The following is an 18,910-nucleotide window of genomic DNA, read 5'->3' as shown; positions in this document are numbered from 1 at the left end:
CTTACTCCTTCGCCTCGTTACGGCCCAAATGGAACGCCGTGACGGCTGCGGCGAGCAGCAGCATCGAGGCGAGTTCGACCACCAGCAGATACGGGCCGAACAGGCTGACGCCCACGGCTTTTGCATCGACGGTGGTGTGGCCGATGGCCTGACCGCTCTGGTGAGCGAACAGCACATACAGCAGTTCGGCCAGCAGCAGGGCGGCGAGAATCACCGGTCCTGCCCAGATGCCGGGCTTGAGCCAGCTACGTTCCTGCTGAACCGAGGCGGGGCCCAGGTTCAGCATCATCACCACGAACACGAACAGCACCATGATGGCGCCGGCGTAGGCGATCACTTCCAGCACGCCGGCGAATGGTGCGCCGAGTGCAAAGAAGGTCATGGCCACGGCGATCAACGAGATGATCAGGTAGAGCAGGGCGTGCACAGGGTTGGTGTTGGTGACCACACGTAGCGTGGACACAACCGCGATACCCGATGCGAAATAGAAAGCGAATTCCATCGTTCTTCCTTAAGGCAGCAAGCTCTTCACGTTGATCGGTTCAGCTTCGTTCTGCGCGGAGCCTTTCGGCTTGCCAGCGATTGCCATACCTGCAACACGATAGAAGTTGTAATCAGGGTTTTTGCCGGGGCCGGAGATCAAAAGATCTTCTTTCTCGTACACCAGGTCCTGACGTTTGAACTCGGCCATCTCGAAATCCGGGGTCAGCTGGATCGCGGTGGTCGGACAGGCTTCCTCGCAGAGACCGCAGAAAATGCAGCGCGAGAAGTTGATACGGAAGAAGTCCGGGTACCAGCGACCGTCTTCGGTTTCAGCTTTCTGCAGCGAGATGCAACCTACCGGGCAAGCCACGGCGCACAGGTTGCAGGCTACGCAACGTTCTTCGCCATCGGGGTCGCGGGTCAGGACGATGCGACCACGGTAGCGTGGTGGCAGGTAGACCGGCTCTTCCGGGTATTGCAGGGTGTCGCGCTTGCGAAAGCCATGGCCGAAGACCATGACCAGGCTGCGCAACTGGGTACCGGTACCCTTAACGATGTCGCCAATATATTTGAACATGGGTCAAATCCTCACTGAACCGCAACCGCAGGTGTGTTCCACAACACAACCGCAGCGGTTATCAGCAAATTGATCAGGGTCAGTGGCAGGCAGAATTTCCAGCTGAAATCCATCACCTGGTCATAACGCGGACGCGGGATGGATGCGCGCAGCAGGATGAACAGCATGATGAAGAACGCGGTCTTCAGTGCGAACCAGACGAAGGACAGTTGCGGCAGGATGCCGAACGGACCGTGCCAGCCACCGAAGAACAGGGTGACCAGCAGCGCCGAGATCAGGATGATGCCGATGTATTCACCGACGAAGAACATGCCCCATTTCATACCGGCGTATTCAATGTGGTAACCGTCGGCCAGTTCCTGTTCCGCTTCCGGCTGGTCGAACGGGTGACGGTGAGTCACGGCGACGCCAGCGATGAAGAAAGTACAGAAGCCGAAGAACTGCGGAATGATGAACCACAGGTTCTGCGCCTGGTACTCGACGATGTCGCGCATGTTGAACGAGCCGACCTGCACCACGATGCCCATCAGGGCCAGGCCCATGAACACTTCGTAGGACACGGTCTGCGCCGAGGCACGCAAGCTGCCGAGCAGGGCGAACTTGTTGTTGCTCGACCAGCCGGCGAACAGCACCGCGTAGACCGACAGACCGGCCATGGCGAAGAAGAACAGCAGGCCGATGTTCAGATCCGCCACGCCCCAGGTCGGGGTGATCGGGATGATTGCGAAGGCGATCAGCAGGGCGGACATGGCCACCACCGGTGCCAGGGTGAAGATCACCTTGTCGGCAAACGGCGGGGTCCAGTCTTCCTTGAAGAACATCTTCAGCATGTCGGCGGCGATCTGGAACATGCCGAACGGGCCGACGCGGTTCGGACCGTAACGGTCCTGCCACCAGCCCAGCAGGCGACGTTCGACAAAGCTGAGCAATGCGCCGGCGACCACAACGGCCAGCAGAATCACGATGGCTTTGACGACCGTCAGGATCACATCGATCACTTCAGGGGTGAACCAGGTCATTGCGCTGCCTCCTGCAGACCGTCGACGGACAGGCCGGCGAATGCCGGTGGAATGCCGGCGATGCCCGCAGGCAAAGCCACCAGACCAGCGCCCAGTTCTTCATTGATGCGCAGCGGCAGACGCAGGGTCTGGCCGGCCACGTTCAGGCTCAGCAGGGCACCGTCGTTGACGCCCAGGCGGTCCGCTTCGGATTTGGCCAGCGCCACGTACGGAGCCGGGATGCGTTCCTGTACCGGTGCGGCTTTCGACGAGTTTTCGTCGCTGCCGAACAGGTGGTAGAACGGCACGGCCTGCCAGGTGCCCGGCGCCGGGTTGAATGCGCGCGGAGCAGCAGCGAACCAGTTCAGCGAATCACCGGTGCTTTCGATCAGGCGGGTGCCCGGGTCGCCAGCACGCAGGTGACCACCGACTTCGTCCTGGAACTTGTTCCAGGCTTGCGGCGAGTTCCAGCCCGGCGACCAGGCGAATGGCACCTGCTGACGCGGTTCGGCCGAGCCCGAGTAACCTTCCATGGAGAAGGCGAACGCGGTGTCTTTGTCTTGCGGGGTGCGCGGTTCGTGAACGCTGATGTCGGCGCGCATCGCGGTGCGACCGGAATAACGCAGCGGCTCACGCGCCAGTTTCAGACCCTTGATGCGGAACGCGGCAGACGGCGCGGCATCGACGATACGCGCCAGTTGCTCGGTGCTCGACGCCACGGCAGCGGTGACGTGGTCGAGTTGCGTCCAGTCGATCGGCTGGTTCAGCAGGGTCGAGCGCAGGGCGTGCAGCCAGCGCCAGCCTTCGTGAACCAGGATGCTCGCATCCATGTATTGCGGATCGAAAACCTGGAAGAAGCGCTGGGCGCGGCCTTCCTGGCTGACCAGCGTACCGTCGCCTTCCGCGAAGCTCGCCGCTGGCAGCACCAGTTGCGCGCGATCGGTGGTGGCGGTTTTCTGGTGGTCGGCAACGATCACTACTTTCGCAGCGTTCAGCGCGGCATCGACCTTGGCTTTCGAGGTGCGGGTGTACAGATCGTTTTCCATCACGACGATGGCGTCGGCCTTGCCATCGATCACGGCTTGCAGCGCCGCGTCGACCGATTCGCCACCGAGCATGGCCAGGCCGAGGCTGTTGGCTTCCGGCACGATCAGGCTGATCGAACCATTCTTCTCGCGCAGCTTCAGGGCTTTGGCGATGTTCGCCGCGGCTTCGATCAAGGCTTTGGAACCCAGCGAAGTACCGGCGATGATCAGCGGACGCTTGGCGGCGAGCAGGGCGTCGGCGATGCGCTTGGCCAGTTCAAGGGCTTCGGCGTCCAGACCTTCAACGGCCGGGGCGCTGGCGTCCAGCACGTGAGCCACGGCGAAACCGAGGCGTGCCAGGTCATCCGGAGCGGCGTGAACGCATTCTTCGGCGATGTCGTCGAGCTTGGTTTCGGCCAGGCTGGCGATGAACAGCGGGTTCAGTTCGTGCTGACCGATGTTCTTCACCGCAGCGTCGAGCCATGGCTGCACGCGCATGGCTTCGGCCATGTCTTCGGCCTTGCCTTTGACCGACTGACGCAGGGCCAGCGCCATACGGGCGGCGGTCTGGGTCAGGTCTTCACCAAGGACGAACACGGCGTCGTGGTCTTCGATGTCACGCATGTTCGGCACGGGCAACGGGCTGTCTTTCAGCACTTGCAGGACCAGGCGGATGCGTTCCAGTTCGGAGGCTTCGATACCGGAGTAGAAGTGCTCGGCACCGACCAGCTCACGCAGCGCGTAGTTGCTTTCGAGGCTGGCACGCGGCGAACCGATACCGACGATGTTGCGCCCGCGCAGCAGGTCAGCGGCTTTATCCAGCGCAGCGTCGACGCTCAGCTTGGTGCCGTCCGCCAGCAGCGGCTGACGTGGACGGTCGGTGCGGTTGACGTAGCCATAACCGAAACGGCCACGGTCGCACAGGAAGTACTGGTTCACCGAACCGTTGAAACGGTTTTCGATGCGACGCAGTTCGCCGTAACGCTCGCCCGGGGAGATGTTGCAACCGCTGGAGCAGCCATGGCAGATGCTCGGGGAGAACTGCATGTCCCATTTACGGTTGTAGCGCTCGGAGTGCGTCTTGTCGGTGAACACACCGGTCGGGCAGACCTCGGTGAGGTTGCCGGAGAACTCGCTTTCGAGGGTGCCGTCTTCAACGCGACCGAAGTACACGTTGTCGTGGGCGCCGAATACACCGAGGTCGGTGCCGCCGGCGTAATCCTTGTAGAAACGCACGCAGCGGTAGCAAGCGATGCAGCGGTTCATTTCGTGGGAAATGAACGGGCCCAGTTGCTGGTTCTGGTGGGTGCGTTTGGTGAAGCGGTAACGGCGCTCGTTGTGGCCGGTCATCACCGTCATGTCTTGCAGGTGGCAGTGACCGCCTTCCTCGCACACTGGGCAGTCGTGCGGGTGGTTGGTCATCAGCCATTCGACAACGCTGGCGCGGAACGCCTTGGATTCTTCATCGTCGATGGAGATCCAGGTGTTGTCGGTGGCAGGGGTCATGCAGGACATGACGATGCGACCACGGGTGTCGTTCTCGTCGGTGTACTGTTTGACCGCGCACTGGCGGCAAGCCCCGACGCTACCAAGCGCGGGGTGCCAGCAGAAATAAGGGATGTCGAGGCCCAGCGACAGACATGCCTGTAACAGGTTGTCTGCCCCGTCGACTTCGAGCGCTTTGCCGTCTACGTGGATAGTGGCCATGGTTCAAAGGTCTTCGTTGGCCCGGTGTCAGCGGGCGTGGCTAATGGAATCTTGTTATCCGTCCGAATCCAGTCAGCCCCGAAAGGCGTCATCGGACGAAAGGCGAAGGGCACGGACCCTTCGCCTTTTTAAGCGTTTACGCGCCGACTACGATCGGCCTTGCCAGAGGCGGGACGGTGGCGCTTGCAGGCGCAATACCGGCTTCGAACTCTGGACGGAAGTATTTGATGGCACTGCCCAGCGGCTCCACGGCACCCGGTGCGTGAGCACAGAAGGTCTTGCCTGGGCCGAGGAAGCCGACCAGACCCAGCAGGGTCTCGATGTCGCCTGGCTGACCGCGACCTTCTTCGATGGCCATCAAGAGCTTGACGCTCCATGGCAAGCCATCACGGCACGGGGTGCAGAAACCGCAGGATTCGCGGGCGAAGAACTGCTCCATGTTGCGCAGCAGGGAGACCATGTTGACGCTGTCGTCCACCGCCATCGCCAGGCCGGTACCCATCCGGGTGCCCACTTTGGCGATGCCGCCGGCGTACATTTGTGCGTCGAGGTGTTCTGGCAACAGGAAACCGGTACCGGCGCCACCTGGCTGCCAGGCCTTGAGCTTGTAACCGTCGCGCATGCCGCCGGCGTAGTCTTCGAACAGCTCGCGACCGGTAACGCCGAACGGCAGTTCCCACAGGCCAGGGTTCTTGACCTTGCCGGAAAAGCCCATGAGCTTGGTGCCCATGTCTTCGCTGCCTTCGCGGGCCAACGATTTGTACCAGTCAACGCCGTCGGCAATGATCGCCGGCACGTTGCACAGGGTTTCGACGTTGTTCACGCAGGTCGGCTTGCCCCACACGCCGACAGCGGCAGGGAAGGGCGGCTTGGAGCGCGGGTTGGCGCGGCGGCCTTCGAGGGAGTTGATCAGTGCGGTTTCTTCACCGCAGATGTAACGCCCGGCGCCGGTGTGGACGAACAGTTCGAAATCGAAGCCGCTGCCCAGGATGTTCTTGCCCAGCAGGCCTGCAGCCTTGGCTTCTTCCACGGCACGGTTCAGGTGCTTGGCGGCGGTGGTGTACTCGCCACGCAGGAAGATGTAGCCACGGTAGGTTTTCAGTGCGCGGGCACTGATCAGCATGCCTTCGATCAGCAGATGGGGCAGTTGCTCCATCAGCATGCGGTCTTTCCAGGTGTTCGGCTCCATCTCGTCCGCGTTGCACAGCAGGTAGCGGATGTTGATGGATTCGTCCTTGGGCATCAGGCCCCACTTCACGCCAGTGGGGAAGCCTGCACCGCCGCGACCTTTGAGGCCGGCGTCTTTCACGGTCTGGACGATGTCGTCCTGGGCCATGTCGGCGAAGGCTTTGCGCGCGGCGGCGTAACCGTTCTTGGCCTGGTATTCGTCGAGCCACACGGCCTCGCCGTCATCACGCAGGCGCCAGGTCAGCGGGTGAGTCTCGGCCGAACGCTTGATGCGGTTGGCAGGACCGAAAGATGTCAGGGTCATACGTAGCCCTCGAGCAGTTTGGCCACGCCGGCAGGCTGCACGTCGCCAAAGGTGTCGTCGTCGATCATCAGCGCCGGTGCCTTGTCGCAGTTGCCGAGGCAGCAGACCGGCAGCAGGGTGAAACGACCGTCGGCGGTGGTCTGACCCAGGCCGATGCCCAGATTGTTCTGGATCTCGCTGACCACCGACTCGTGGCCGCCGATGTAGCAGACCATGCTGTCGCAAACGCGAATGATGTGGCGGCCGACCGGCTGACGGAAGATCTGGCTATAGAACGTCGCCACGCCTTCAACGTCGCTGGCCGGGATGCCGAGGATCTCGCCGATCGCGTACAGGGCGCCATCCGGCACCCAGCCGCGTTCCTTCTGAACGATCTTCAGGGCTTCGATCGACGCCGCGCGCGGGTCTTCGTAGTGATGCAGCTCGTGCTCGATGGCCGAGCGCTCGGTTTCACTCAAGGTGAAACGGTCTGTCTGGATAAGCGTGCTGTTCATGCTTAGCGGTCCACGTCGGCCATAACGAAGTCGATACTACCCAGGTACGCAATCAAGTCCGCGACCATGCTGCCTTTGATCACCGAAGGGATCTGTTGCAGATGCGCGAAGCTCGGAGTACGGATCCGGGTACGGTAGCTCATGGTGCCGCCGTCGCTCGTCAGGTAATAACTGTTGATGCCCTTGGTCGCTTCGATCATCTGGAAGGATTCGTTGGCCGGCATGACCGGGCCCCACGAAACCTGCAGGAAGTGCGTGATCAGGGTTTCGATGTGCTGCAGCGTGCGCTCTTTCGGTGGCGGCGTGGTCAGCGGGTGATCCGCCTTGTACGGGCCTTCCGGCATGTTGCGCAGGCACTGATCGATGATCTTGACGCTCTGGCGCATCTCTTCGACGCGCACCATGCAGCGGTCGTAGGCATCGCCGTTGGCAGCCAGCGGCACTTCGAACTCGAAGTTCTCGTAGCCGGAGTATGGACGCGCTTTACGCAGGTCGAAGTCGCAACCGGTGGAACGCAGGCCGGCACCGGTGACGCCCCATTCCAGCGCCTCTTTGGTGTTGTACTGGGCAACGCCGATGGTACGACCCTTGAGAATGCTGTTCTGCAGGGCGGCCTTGGTGTATTCGTCGAGGCGCTTTGGCAGCCATTCAACGAAGTCTTTCACCAGTTTTTCCCAGCCGCGTGGCAGGTCGTGGGCGACGCCGCCGATGCGGTACCAGGCTGGGTGCAGACGGAAACCGGTGATGGCTTCGATCACCGTGTACGCCTTCTGGCGGTCGGTGAAGGTGAAGAATACCGGAGTCATGGCGCCGACGTCCTGGATGTAGGTACCGAGGAACAGCAGGTGGCTGGTGATCCGGAAGAACTCGGCCATCATGATGCGGATGACGTCGACCTTCTCTGGCACCTTGATGCCGGCCAGCTTTTCGACCGAGAGCACGTACGGCAGGTTGTTCATCACCCCGCCGAGGTAGTCGATACGGTCGGTGTACGGGATGAAGCTGTGCCAGGACTGACGCTCGGCCATCTTCTCGGCGCCACGGTGGTGGTAACCGATGTCCGGCACGCAGTCGACGATCTCTTCACCGTCCAGCTGCAGAATGATGCGGAACGCACCGTGCGCAGAAGGGTGGTTCGGACCCAGGTTGAGGAACATGTAGTCCTCGTTGGCCCCGGAACGCTTCATGCCCCAGTCTTCAGGACGGAAGCGCGCGGCTTCTTCCTCAAGCTGTTGCTTGGCGAGGTTGAGGCTGAACGGATCGAATTCGGTGGCGCGCGCCGGGAAGTCCTTGCGCAGCGGGTGACCTTCCCAGGTCGGCGGCATCATGATGCGCGACAGGTGCGGGTGGCCTTTGAAGTCGATGCCGTACATGTCCCAGACTTCACGCTCGTACCAGTTGGCGTTCGGCCAGATGCTGGTGACGGTCGGCAAGCTCAGGTCGCTTTCGGACAAGGCGACTTTGATCATCACGTCACTATTACGCTCAAGCGACATGAGGTGATAGAACACGGTGAAGTCGGCGCCCGATGGCAGCCCCTGACGCTTGGTGCGCAGACGCTCGTCCACGCCGTGCAGGTCATAGAGCATGACGTACGGCTTGGGCAGGTTGCGCAGGAAGGTCAGGACTTCGACGAGTCTGGCGCGCGCCACCCACAGCACCGGCATGCCGGTGCGGGTCGACTGAGCGGTGAACGCTTCGGCGCCAAAACGGTTGTTCAATTCGACGACCACATCCTGGTCGTCTGCCTTATAAGGCGGGATGTACAGAGCGCTGCCTGTAGTCATGGTTATTTTTTCGCTTTCGGTCAACGTAAAGAATGAAGCCAGCTTCTCGTTTCTTTGAAACAGACTGGATCAGACTTCGTCAGGGCTGCGCAGGTTGGTGACTGCGATTCGCTGTTCGCGGCGCTGTTCCTTCTGCGAAGGCATGTCGGCGCGATAGACGCCTTGGTCGCCAACGACCCAGGAAAGCGGACGACGCTCCTGTCCGATCGATTCCTGCAACAGCATCAAGCCTTGAAGGAATGCTTCCGGACGAGGCGGGCAGCCAGGTACGTAGACGTCCACGGGCAGGAACTTGTCCACCCCTTGAACCACGGAGTAGATGTCGTACATGCCACCGGAGTTGGCGCACGAACCCATGGAGATCACCCACTTCGGTTCGAGCATCTGCTCGTAGAGACGCTGAATGATCGGCGCCATCTTGATGAAGCAGGTACCGGCGATAACCATGAAGTCGGCCTGACGCGGTGATGCCCGGATAACTTCGGCGCCAAAGCGCGCGATGTCGTGGGGCGCCGTGAAGGCGGTGGTCATTTCCACGTAGCAGCACGAAAGGCCGAAGTTGTACGGCCACAGGGAGTTTTTACGCCCCCAGTTGACCGCGCCACTCAGCACGTCTTCGAGCTTGCCCATGAAAATGTTTTTGTGGACTTGATCCTCTAACGGATCGGAAACGGTTTCCCGTTCGCCGATCGGATACTGCTCGTTAGGAGCATCGGGGTCGATTCTGGTGAGATTGTATTGCATTGCCAAAGCCTCATTGTTTCAGCTTCGCCTGCCGCTTGCGACGAGCTTCCGGAGCCCAGTCAAGGGCGCCCACTCGGAACAGGTAGACAAGACCTGCCAACAGAATTGCTATGAAAACGAGAGCTTCGACGAATCCGGTCCAGCCGCTTTCGCGGACGGACACAGACCATGCAAAGAGAAAGAGGGCTTCGATATCGAAGATCACGAACAGCATCGCGACCAGATAGAATTTGGCTGAGAGCCGCAAGCGGGCGCCACCTGTAGGTAGCATGCCGGACTCGAACGGTTCGTTTTTGCTGCGGCCCCAGGCTTTTGACCCGAGGAGGCTGGAGACGCCAAGCATGAAGGCGCACAGGCCGACGACACCCAGAAGGAAAATGGCAAAGCCCCAGTTGTGGGCCATGAGTCCTGTCGCTTCGGGCATGCTGGTAATCCTTAACAGAGAGCAAAGGTCTCTGAGCTTGATAAAGAAATAGGCAGTGACGATATGTCGCAGCAATCAATCGCGCTGATTTTATGGCTAAACACCCGGCAAGTAAAATTCCTATAGCGAAATTATTTATTGGAATAAGGACATAGCGTACCTCCGGTGCCCTGTAGCCCTTGCAGTGCGGGCATTAGCCAGGTTTTGGCGAATTATGTTTTGTGGGAAATGTAACGAACATAGTTGCTGCTAAATGATAATTGATATCGTTTGCACTGGTTTTGTAACTGTTTAGCGGTGCAGTAAACAGAAAGTTGTCTTATATGCCTGTTACTGCAAGTAGCGGTGGCGAGCGTTTTAGCTGATTTTTGTGTCGTCTATACCGCTCTGGGTCAATGTTTTGTCTCGGGGGCTGAAGACGAAACGTGTGGAATGAGCCTGCTCGCGAATGCGGTGGGTCAGTCGCCGCATGTGCAGGCGACACTACGCTTTCGCGAGCAGGCTCGCTCCCACAAGGGTCGTTGCAGGATCTACCCTTTGTAGGAGCTGCCGAAGGCTGCGATCTTTTGACTTTGCTTTTTAAAGACAAGATCAAAAGATCGCAGCCTGCGGCAGTTCCTGCAGGGCGGTGGAATTCTGCGGGCAAAAAAACGCCCCGAACCAGTCGGGGCGTCAGTCTTGCGGCTTTGCGGTTAGCTTTTTATACGATCCGCAAAGGCCGTTTGCTCAGCGAAGCCGAATCAGTGGAACTGTTCTTCTTCGGTCGAACCGGTCAGCGCGGTGACCGAGGACGTGCCGCCCTGGATTACGGTGGTCATGTCGTCGAAGTAGCCGGTGCCCACTTCCTGCTGGTGAGCCACGAAGGTGTAACCCTTGGCGGCGTCAGCGAATTCCTGCTCCTGCAGCTTCACGTAGGCAGTCATGTCGTTGCGGGCGTAGTCGTGCGCCAGGTTGAACATGCTGTGCCACATGTTGTGAATGCCGGCCAGGGTAATGAACTGGTGCTTGTAGCCCATGGCGGACAGTTCGCGCTGGAACTTGGCGATGGTTGCGTCGTCCAGGTTTTTCTTCCAGTTGAAGGAAGGCGAGCAGTTGTACGACAGGATCTGGTCCGGGTATTCCTTTTTGATCGCTTCGGCGAAGCGACGGGCTTCTTCCAGGTCCGGCTTGGCGGTTTCGCACCAGATCAGGTCGGCGTACGGTGCGTAGGCCAGGCCACGGGCGATGGCCTGGTCCAGACCGGCGCGAACCTTGTAGAAACCTTCCTGGGTACGGGTGCCAGTCACGAACGGCTGGTCGTACGGGTCGCAGTCGGAAGTCAGCAGGTCGGCAGCGTTGGCGTCGGTACGGGCCAGGATAATGGTCGGTACACCGGCAACGTCGGCAGCCAGACGAGCAGCGGTCAGCTTCTGCACGGCTTCCTGGGTAGGAACCAGCACCTTGCCGCCCATGTGGCCGCACTTCTTCACGGAAGCCAGCTGGTCTTCGAAGTGCACGCCGGCGGCGCCTGCTTCGATCATGCTCTTCATCAGTTCGTAGGCGTTCAGTACGCCGCCGAAACCGGCTTCGGCGTCAGCCACGATTGGCGCGAAGTAGTCGATGTAGCCTTCGTCACCCGGGTTCTTGCCGGCTTTCCATTGGATCTGGTCGGCACGACGGAACGAGTTGTTGATGCGCTTGACCACGGTTGGCACCGAGTCCACCGGGTACAGCGACTGGTCCGGGTACATCGATTCTGCGGAGTTGTTGTCCGCAGCCACCTGCCAGCCCGACAGGTAGATCGCCTGGATGCCGGCCTTGACCTGCTGAACAGCCTGGCCGCCGGTGAGGGCGCCCATGCAGTTGACGAAATCTTTCTCTGGGCGGAAGGACGGCTTGGCACCCTGGGTCACCAGGTTCCACAGCTTCTCGGCGCCCATTTTTGCAAAGGTGTGCTCAGGTTGAACCGAGCCACGCAGACGGACGACGTCAGCAGCGGAGTAAGTGCGAGTCACGCCTTTCCAGCGCGGGTTTTCAGCCCAGTCTTTTTCAAGGGCTGCAATTTGCTGTTCGCGTGTCAGTGCCATGGAGATAAACCTCGTCGCGTCTTTATGAAAAGTTGTTCTGCGGTGGAAAATTCCTGCGCTCGCTGACCAGAAGCTTAGGCGGTCAGGTCGGGTTCGGCGGGGTAGGCGACGGGATGAACGATGGGCTCGAGGGGAAGTGAGCAGGTAGTGGCGGACTGCGTGCGCATTCGGGCGTCGTGGGCCTTTATACGTTCTACAGCGTGAAGCCGGGTTACCTAATTACGCTTCCGTCCCTCGGGACAACTTCGTTCCAGTCGGCAACCTCGTCAAACACACCTTGTGGGCGGTACAGACACGAAGCGGTTCGCGGGGTAGGTGCGGACGTCACTTCGAAGGCCCTTGCCAGGGCCTCTGATTAGCGGGAGCGAGGCCATCATGCCTTCGCTTTTTTGGCTCGTCAAACGTTTTGTAGTGCTTTTTTTCAAGCACTACATCTTTCGTCTAATACGACTAATCAGTCAGTTTTCGGTGCTTTAGTCCAGAGAGTCGACTTTGACCCGCAAGGTCATGTCATCCCGGCCTTGAGTCGAGTAGCTGCGGGTCAGCCCCTGTTTGTCGGCCTGAGTCTGGCGATTCACCCCGGCGAGAGTGATCCATTCGCCCAGGCGTCCGCTGACTGTTGTGTCGGTACTTTGCACGTTCACTACATCGGGACGTTCCTGGCTCATGCGGTCACGGTTGGTACTGATTGCCAGGTGAACGATGTCGCCGGTAACGCTCGCGGTCACGTAGAAACCCTGGGTGACGTTGCGGTATTGCGTCTGGCTGCTGTAATCGCCGTAGGAGTTGGTCTGGCTGCTGGTGATCGGCACACTTTGACCGACTTGAATCAGCGCCGGCATGCCGTCGGTGGCTTGCACCTGCTGCACGCCGCCATCACGGCTGGCGGTGCTGCGGCTGATGATGCGGGTCTGGTTCGGCTGGGCGCCGTTGACCGAGTAGCCTTCATCGCCACGGTCGTTGTTTTCATTGGTATCGACCGTGATCAGCAGGCGTTTGGGCGCAGTGTCGAGTTGAGTGATCAGCGCCTTGAGTTCCTGGATCTTGTCCGGCTCGGCCTTGATGATCAGTTGATTGCCATAGGCGCTGACCTGACCGTCCTTGCCGATGAAGTCCTGCGCCATCGGCAGCATATCGGCACTGGTGCGGTAATTGAGGGGCACGATTTCTGTGGCTGCCATCACCGAAAAACTGCAGCCGAGCAGCAGGGTGGTGAGCAGGGTGCGTAGGGACATGTCCGTTATCTCCGCTTTCGAAAGGCTTGATATTGCCAGTTTGTCGGCCCGGGGTGGGGCAAGTTGAATCGTAGACAGCAAAACGCCCCGGCATCCGAAAATGGCGGGGCGTTTTGAGTGGGCGCTCAAGGGCCTTTGTGGTGAGGGGATTTATCCCCGATGGCTGCGAAGCAGACCTGAAATTTTGGGGCCGCTCCGCGACCCATCGGGGATAAATCCCCTCACCACAGGATCTCCAGAGATCACAAAATCAATGGAGGTCTCAGGAGCTCTACTGATCAAGCCGAATGCCGAACCATATCGACATGCGGAATCCCGGCTTCAAGGAATTCCTCACTGACCAGGCTGAAGCCCAGGCGCTCATAGAACGCTGTGGCCTGTACCTGCGCGCTGAGCATCTGCTGCTGCAGGCCGCGGGCTTCGGCTTCGGCGATGACCGCTTGCATCAGCGCATCGCCCACCTTCATCCCGCGCCAGTCCTTCAGTACCGACACCCGGCCAATGTGCCCGTCGGGCAGCAGGCGGGCGGTACCGATCGGAAAGTCGCCTTCGAACGCCAGAAAATGCACGGCGGTCGCGTCATCGGCGTCCCATTCAAGCTCGGGTGGCACTGATTGTTCGGCGATGAACACCGTTTCACGAATGCGCCGGATCTCGGCGTTGTCCTTTTGCCAGTCTGCGACACGTACGCGAATCTTATTCATCGGCAAATCCCAGGCTGCCCTGTTTGACCAGCTCACACAGCAGGCCGCGACCGTCTTCGTCGTTCAGCCACTCGCCGAGGTTGTCGACGTGCAGCGCATCGGCGGCGCAGATCATCTTCAACAACTCGCGCAGCTTGCCCGGCAGGTAACGGCTCTGACCGCTGGCGAACAGCAGCAGATCGTCATCGACTTCCGACCAGGCCAGGCGCGCGCTCGGGTTGCGGATCAGCACCGCACCGTCCTGCAGGGCATTGAGGAAGTCATCTTCTTCAACGTCTTCCGGGCCGACCACCAGTTCCGGGTAGCGCGGCTCGGTCATGTATTGGCCGAACCAGGTCAGCAGCAGGCGTTCGTCGCTCATGTGTTCGGCGAGCAGGCTTTTCAGGCGGCCGAGTGCGTCGTGCTGGATCTGATGCGGATCATCGCTGACCGGTTTCGCATCGGCGTCGGTGTAGCGTTCTTCGTCAGTCAGGAACTGGCTGAGGAAGTCAGTGAAATGGGTCAACACTTCAGAGGCGCTCGGCGCGCGGAAACCGACCGAGTAGGTCATGCAGTTGTCGACCGCGACACCGCAGTGGGCCAGGCGCGGTGGCAGGTAGAGCATGTCGCCCGGTTCCAGCACCCACTCTTCGGTTTCGTGGAATTCGGCGAGGATGCGCAGATCCGCGTGTTGCAGCAGCGGGCTCTCGGAGTCGCACATCTGGCCGATCTTCCAGTTGCGCTTGCCGTGGCCTTGCAGCAGGAATACGTCGTAGTTGTCGAAGTGCGGACCGACGCTGCCACCCGGAGCGGCGAAGCTGATCATCACGTCATCGACGCGCCAGCTCGGCAGGAAGCGGAAGTTTTCCAGCAGTTCGCTGACTTCCGGGACGAATTGATCAACGGCCTGAACGAGCAAAGTCCACTCTTTTTCCGGCAGTTTGCTGAATTCGTCTTCGGCGAACGGGCCGCGACGCAGCTCCCACGGGCGCTCGCCGTGCTCGATCACCAGGCGCGACTCGACCTCTTCTTCCAGGGCCAGGCCGGCCAGTTCGTCGGCGTCGATCGGGCTTTCGAAGTCAGGAATGGCCTGACGGATCAGCAGCGGCTTTTTCTGCCAGTAATCGCGCATGAATTCGCGCGCCGTAAGACCGCCCAGAAGTTGAAGAGGAGTATCAGGATTCATGTGTAACCTATTGAAAAAAAGCATTTTTCAGACGGGAATAAAAACGCCCGGCGCGGCCGGGCGTCTCAAACGGGTCAAGCGGTGAATCAGATGCGTCTGGCTTGCGCTACAGCGTTACCGATGTAGTTGGCCGGGGTCAGCTGTTTCAGCTCGGCTTTCGCTTCGGCTGGCATGTCCAGGCCGTCGATGAAAGTCTGCAGCGCTTCAGGGCTGATGCCCTTGCCGCGGGTCAGTTCTTTCAGCTTCTCGTACGGGTTTTCGATGTTGTAGCGGCGCATCACGGTCTGGATCGGCTCGGCCAATACTTCCCAGCAAGCGTCCAGATCGGCAGCAATCTTGTCGGCGTTGAGCTCGAGTTTGCTGATGCCTTTGAGGCTGGCTTCGTAGGCAATCACGCTGTGAGCAAAGCCCACGCCAAGGTTGCGCAGTACGGTGGAGTCGGTCAGGTCGCGCTGCCAGCGGGAGATCGGCAGTTTGCTCGCCAGGTGCTGGAACAGTGCGTTGGCGATGCCCAGGTTGCCTTCGGAGTTTTCGAAGTCGATCGGGTTGACCTTGTGCGGCATGGTCGACGAACCGATTTCACCGGCGATGGTGCGCTGCTTGAAGTAACCCAGGGAGATGTAGCCCCAGATGTCACGGTCAAAGTCGATCAGGATGGTGTTGAAGCGCGCAATGGCGTCAAACAGCTCGGCGATGTAGTCGTGCGGTTCGATCTGTGTGGTGTACGGGTTGAAGCCCAGGCCCAGCTCGTCTTCGATGAACGCGCGGGCGTTGGCTTCCCAGTCGATCTGCGGGTAGGCCGACAGGTGCGCATTGTAGTTGCCCACGGCACCGTTGATCTTGCCCAGCAGCGGCACGGCAGCGACTTGAGCGATCTGACGCTCGAGGCGGTAAACCACGTTCGCCAGCTCTTTGCCCAGCGTGGTTGGGGAGGCCGGCTGGCCGTGAGTGCGCGACAGCATCGGCACGTCGGCGAAACGGATCGCCAGTTCGCGGATGGCGTTGGCAGTCTGGCGCATCAGCGGCAGCATCACGTCGTCACGGCCTTCGCGCAGCATCAGGGCGTGGGACAGGTTGTTGATGTCTTCACTGGTGCAGGCAAAGTGAATGAACTCGCTGACCTTGGCCAGCTCCGGCAGTTTGGCCGCCTGCTCTTTGAGCAGGTATTCGATCGCCTTGACGTCGTGGTTGGTGGTGCGCTCGATCTCTTTGACGCGCTCGGCGTGCTCCAGCGAGAAGTTTTCAGCCAGTTCATTCAGAACGGCGTTGGCCTCGGCGGAGAAGGCGGGCACTTCCGGGATACCGGCGTGGGCGGCCAGGCGCTGGAGCCAGCGCACTTCAACCAGGACGCGGGCACGGATCAGGCCGTACTCGCTGAAAATCGGGCGCAGGGCCTGGGTTTTGCCGGCGTAGCGGCCGTCAACAGGGGAAACCGCAGTGAGCGAAGAGAGCTGCATGGGGTGTTCTCGGACAGTCGGGCAACGAAATGGGGCGCGTATCATACATGAAAAAATCCGCCGGTCCGTTGCCAACTGACCGGCGTATTACGCGCTACAGACTACAAAACTTTTATCGCGCGACGATTTACTCGCTGCGCATCAACGGATACAGCTCTTTGAGCAGCTTGCGCCGGCTGATCACCAACTGCCAGCGGTGGCCGCCGAGCTGTCGCCACAGGCGCGCCGAACGGATGCCGGCCAGCAGCAGGGCGCGGATTTTCGAGGCATTGCTCGGTTGTTGCAGGTTGCGCATGTCGCCATGCACCTGAATCCGCTGGCGCAGTGTGCTCAAAGTGTCCTGATACAGCGCACCGCAAGCGGCGATCACGTTTTCGTGGGCCGGGCCGAAATGTTCGACCTGTGACTGGATCTGCGGCAAGCGCTTGCCGATGGTGTCGAGCATGTCGTCTCGTTTGGCCAATTGGCGCTCAAGGCCGAGCATCGACAGGGCGTACCGCAGCGGCTCGCGCTGCAGGGTGCTGGGGTCGCGCTCAAGAGCGCCGATCAATGCACGGTAGCCTTCGCGCAGATTGAGGTCGTCGCCGCCGTACACATCCAGTGTGTCCTTCGGGTCGCGTACCAGCAGGCTGCCGAGCATGCAGCTCAGGCCGGCCTCGCTGGTCTGCCCGGTCTTGGCGATCCGGTCGACCAGCACGGCGGCGAGAAACACGCCGCCCAGCGCCGTCAGTTGCTCCTGAGTCGGGCTCATGCCTGGCCGCTCCACGGCTCGGCAACTTCGATCACGCCGCCGCCGAGGCAGATTTCACCGTCGTAGAACACCACGGACTGGCCCGGGGTGACAGCGCGCTGCGGCTCGTCGAACACGGCGCGATAGCCGCTGGCGGTTTTTTCCAGGGTGCAAGCCTGGTCGCTCTGGCGATAACGCACTTTGGCAGTGAGGCGCAGTGGCTGGCTCAGGTCGATCGGGTTGACCCAATAGATTTCCGAGGCGAGCAGGGCGCTGGAGAACAGCCACGGATGGTTGTTGCCCTGACCGACGATCAGCTCGTTGGTGTCCAGATCCTTGCGCAACACGTACCACGGCTCGTCGCCGGCATCTTTCAGACCGCCGATACCCAGGCCCTGACGCTGACCGATGGTGTGGTACATCAAGCCGTGGTGACGGCCGATGACTTCGCCTTCGGTGGTCTTGATCTCGCCCGGTTGCGCCGGCAGGTATTGCTTGAGGAAATCGCTGAAGCGTCGTTCGCCGATGAAGCAGATTCCGGTGGAATCCTTCTTCTTGGCGGTCGCCAGCTCGTATTTCTCGGCAATCGCACGCACTTCGGGCTTTTCCAGTTCACCGACCGGGAACAGGGTCTTGGCAATCTGTTCGCCGCCGACGGCGTGCAGGAAATAGCTCTGGTCCTTGTTCGGATCGAGGCCCTTGAGCAGTTCGGTGCGGCCATCGATGTCGCGACGGCGCACATAGTGGCCGGTGGCGATCAGGTCGGCGCCAAGCATCATGGCGTAGTCGAGGAATGCCTTGAACTTGATCTCGCGGTTGCACAGGATGTCCGGGTTCGGCGTGCGCCCGGCTTTGTATTCGGCGAGGAAGTGCTCGAACACGTTGTCCCAGTACTCGGCGGCAAAGTTGGCGGTGTGCAGCTTGATGCCGATCTTGTCGCACACGGCCTGGGCATCCGCCAGGTCATCCATGGCGGTGCAGTATTCCGTTCCGTCGTCTTCTTCCCAGTTCTTCATGAACAGGCCTTCCACCTCGTAACCCTGCTCGATCAGCAGGAGAGCGGAAACGGAAGAGTCCACGCCGCCGGACATGCCGACAATGACGCGCTTCTTGGATGTGTCAGAAGGGGCTGGATCACGCATAGGGATTCAATGAGTGTCTTGAAAAAGGACGCGATTCTAGCAGGCTCACGGCCTCAAGGCTAAAGAGAAGGGCGGATCAGTTCCAGACTGAAGTGATGGCCGGCCAGATAGTCGTCGATGCAGCGGATGATCAGCTCGCTGCGCCAATTGTCGCGCTGGGCGATTAATTCGCTGCGGGTCAACCACTTGGCGCCGACGATGCCGTCGTCGAGTTGATAGTCCGGGTGGTGTTTCACCGCTTTGGCGCTGAAGCACACGCGCTGGTAAGTCACGCCGTTGCTTGGCGCGGTGTACAGGTAAATCCCGATCACGCCAGTGGGTTCGACGTCCCAGCCGGTTTCCTCAAGGGTTTCGCGGATGGCGGCGTCAATCAGGGTTTCGTCCGGGTCGAGATGGCCGGCGGGCTGGTTCAGCACGTTACGCCCGGCCTTGTGTTCTTCGACCATCAGGAAGCGGCCATTGTCTTCGACGATGGTGGCGACGGTGATGTGGGGGAGCCATTCCATAAAACCTTCCTCAATATCCAGGTTTAACCGATTCACTGTGGGAGCTGGCTTGCCAGCGATGGCGGCTTATCATTCACCATTGAAAGTGCCTGATCCACCGCTATCGCTGGCAAGCCAGCTCCCACAGGGTTTCGTGTTGTGTTTGGAAACACAAACCCCGGCACAGGGCCGGGG

General features: G+C 60.4%; 17 protein-coding genes. All 17 read right to left on the bottom strand.

Annotated elements, in window-relative coordinates; translation table 11 throughout:
- Window position 1: 1 nt before the first annotated feature.
- Window positions 2-502 (bottom strand): NADH-quinone oxidoreductase subunit J, encoded by a 501-nt coding sequence (nuoJ, locus tag L6D63_RS18080; protein WP_041073216.1) that lies wholly within the window; start codon window positions 500-502, stop codon window positions 2-4.
- A gap of 9 nt (window positions 503-511) precedes the next feature.
- Entirely contained in the window at window positions 512-1,060 is a 549-nt protein-coding gene (gene nuoI, locus L6D63_RS18075) for an NADH-quinone oxidoreductase subunit NuoI (protein ID WP_003223795.1), read from the bottom strand.
- A gap of 11 nt (window positions 1,061-1,071) precedes the next feature.
- Window positions 1,072-2,079, bottom strand: coding sequence for an NADH-quinone oxidoreductase subunit NuoH (nuoH, locus tag L6D63_RS18070; RefSeq protein ID WP_047291723.1), 1,008 nt, complete (start codon window positions 2,077-2,079; stop codon window positions 1,072-1,074).
- On the bottom strand, window positions 2,076-4,790 hold the full coding sequence (nuoG, locus tag L6D63_RS18065) for an NADH-quinone oxidoreductase subunit NuoG (protein WP_131670146.1): 2,715 nt from the start codon (window positions 4,788-4,790) through the stop codon (window positions 2,076-2,078). The genes nuoH and nuoG overlap by 4 nt, the downstream gene beginning before the upstream one ends.
- 136 nt (window positions 4,791-4,926) lie before the next feature.
- Window positions 4,927-6,282: an NADH-quinone oxidoreductase subunit NuoF gene (nuoF, locus tag L6D63_RS18060; protein WP_127651032.1), complete on the bottom strand. Its 1,356-nt coding sequence runs from the start codon at window positions 6,280-6,282 to the stop codon at window positions 4,927-4,929.
- Entirely contained in the window at window positions 6,279-6,776 is a 498-nt protein-coding gene (nuoE, locus tag L6D63_RS18055; RefSeq protein WP_003223804.1) for an NADH-quinone oxidoreductase subunit NuoE, read from the bottom strand. The genes nuoF and nuoE overlap by 4 nt, the downstream gene beginning before the upstream one ends.
- 2 nt (window positions 6,777-6,778) lie before the next feature.
- Window positions 6,779-8,563 (bottom strand): NADH-quinone oxidoreductase subunit C/D, encoded by a 1,785-nt coding sequence (gene nuoC / locus L6D63_RS18050; protein ID WP_041073225.1) that lies wholly within the window; start codon window positions 8,561-8,563, stop codon window positions 6,779-6,781.
- A gap of 69 nt (window positions 8,564-8,632) precedes the next feature.
- Complete coding sequence (locus L6D63_RS18045; RefSeq protein ID WP_003223809.1) at window positions 8,633-9,307, bottom strand: NuoB/complex I 20 kDa subunit family protein; 675 nt, start codon at window positions 9,305-9,307, stop codon at window positions 8,633-8,635.
- Between the two features lie 10 nt (window positions 9,308-9,317).
- A complete protein-coding gene (locus tag L6D63_RS18040; protein ID WP_003223812.1) occupies window positions 9,318-9,731 on the bottom strand; it encodes an NADH-quinone oxidoreductase subunit A in 414 nt (137 codons plus the stop codon).
- A gap of 740 nt (window positions 9,732-10,471) precedes the next feature.
- A complete protein-coding gene (aceA, locus tag L6D63_RS18035; protein ID WP_041073228.1) occupies window positions 10,472-11,797 on the bottom strand; it encodes an isocitrate lyase in 1,326 nt (441 codons plus the stop codon).
- A gap of 473 nt (window positions 11,798-12,270) precedes the next feature.
- Window positions 12,271-13,032 carry a secretin N-terminal domain-containing protein gene (locus L6D63_RS18030; RefSeq protein WP_131670147.1) on the bottom strand — a complete coding sequence of 254 codons (762 nt, stop codon included), beginning with the start codon at window positions 13,030-13,032 and terminating at the stop codon, window positions 12,271-12,273.
- A 278-nt stretch (window positions 13,033-13,310) separates the two neighbouring features.
- Window positions 13,311-13,736, bottom strand: a complete 426-nt coding sequence (locus L6D63_RS18025) for a GNAT family N-acetyltransferase (protein WP_003223818.1) — start codon at window positions 13,734-13,736, stop codon at window positions 13,311-13,313.
- Window positions 13,729-14,901, bottom strand: coding sequence for a ribosomal protein uL16 3-hydroxylase (locus L6D63_RS18020; RefSeq protein WP_041073232.1), 1,173 nt, complete (start codon window positions 14,899-14,901; stop codon window positions 13,729-13,731). Before L6D63_RS18020 ends, L6D63_RS18025 begins: the two co-directional genes overlap by 8 nt.
- 86 nt (window positions 14,902-14,987) lie before the next feature.
- Window positions 14,988-16,358, bottom strand: a complete 1,371-nt coding sequence (gene purB, locus L6D63_RS18015; protein WP_047291732.1) for an adenylosuccinate lyase — start codon at window positions 16,356-16,358, stop codon at window positions 14,988-14,990.
- Between the two features lie 127 nt (window positions 16,359-16,485).
- Complete coding sequence (gene hflD, locus L6D63_RS18010; protein ID WP_003223824.1) at window positions 16,486-17,109, bottom strand: high frequency lysogenization protein HflD; 624 nt, start codon at window positions 17,107-17,109, stop codon at window positions 16,486-16,488.
- Window positions 17,106-18,230: a tRNA 2-thiouridine(34) synthase MnmA gene (gene mnmA, locus L6D63_RS18005; protein ID WP_003223826.1), complete on the bottom strand. Its 1,125-nt coding sequence runs from the start codon at window positions 18,228-18,230 to the stop codon at window positions 17,106-17,108. The genes hflD and mnmA overlap by 4 nt, the downstream gene beginning before the upstream one ends.
- A gap of 59 nt (window positions 18,231-18,289) precedes the next feature.
- Window positions 18,290-18,736, bottom strand: coding sequence for an NUDIX hydrolase (locus L6D63_RS18000; RefSeq protein WP_041073236.1), 447 nt, complete (start codon window positions 18,734-18,736; stop codon window positions 18,290-18,292).
- Window positions 18,737-18,910: the final 174 nt, after the last annotated feature.

This window comes from Pseudomonas parakoreensis (assembly GCF_021602155.1).
Classification (GTDB): domain Bacteria; phylum Pseudomonadota; class Gammaproteobacteria; order Pseudomonadales; family Pseudomonadaceae; genus Aquipseudomonas; species Aquipseudomonas parakoreensis.
Note: the sequence above shows the minus strand (reverse complement) of the source record. Positions and strands in the feature narration are given on the sequence as shown.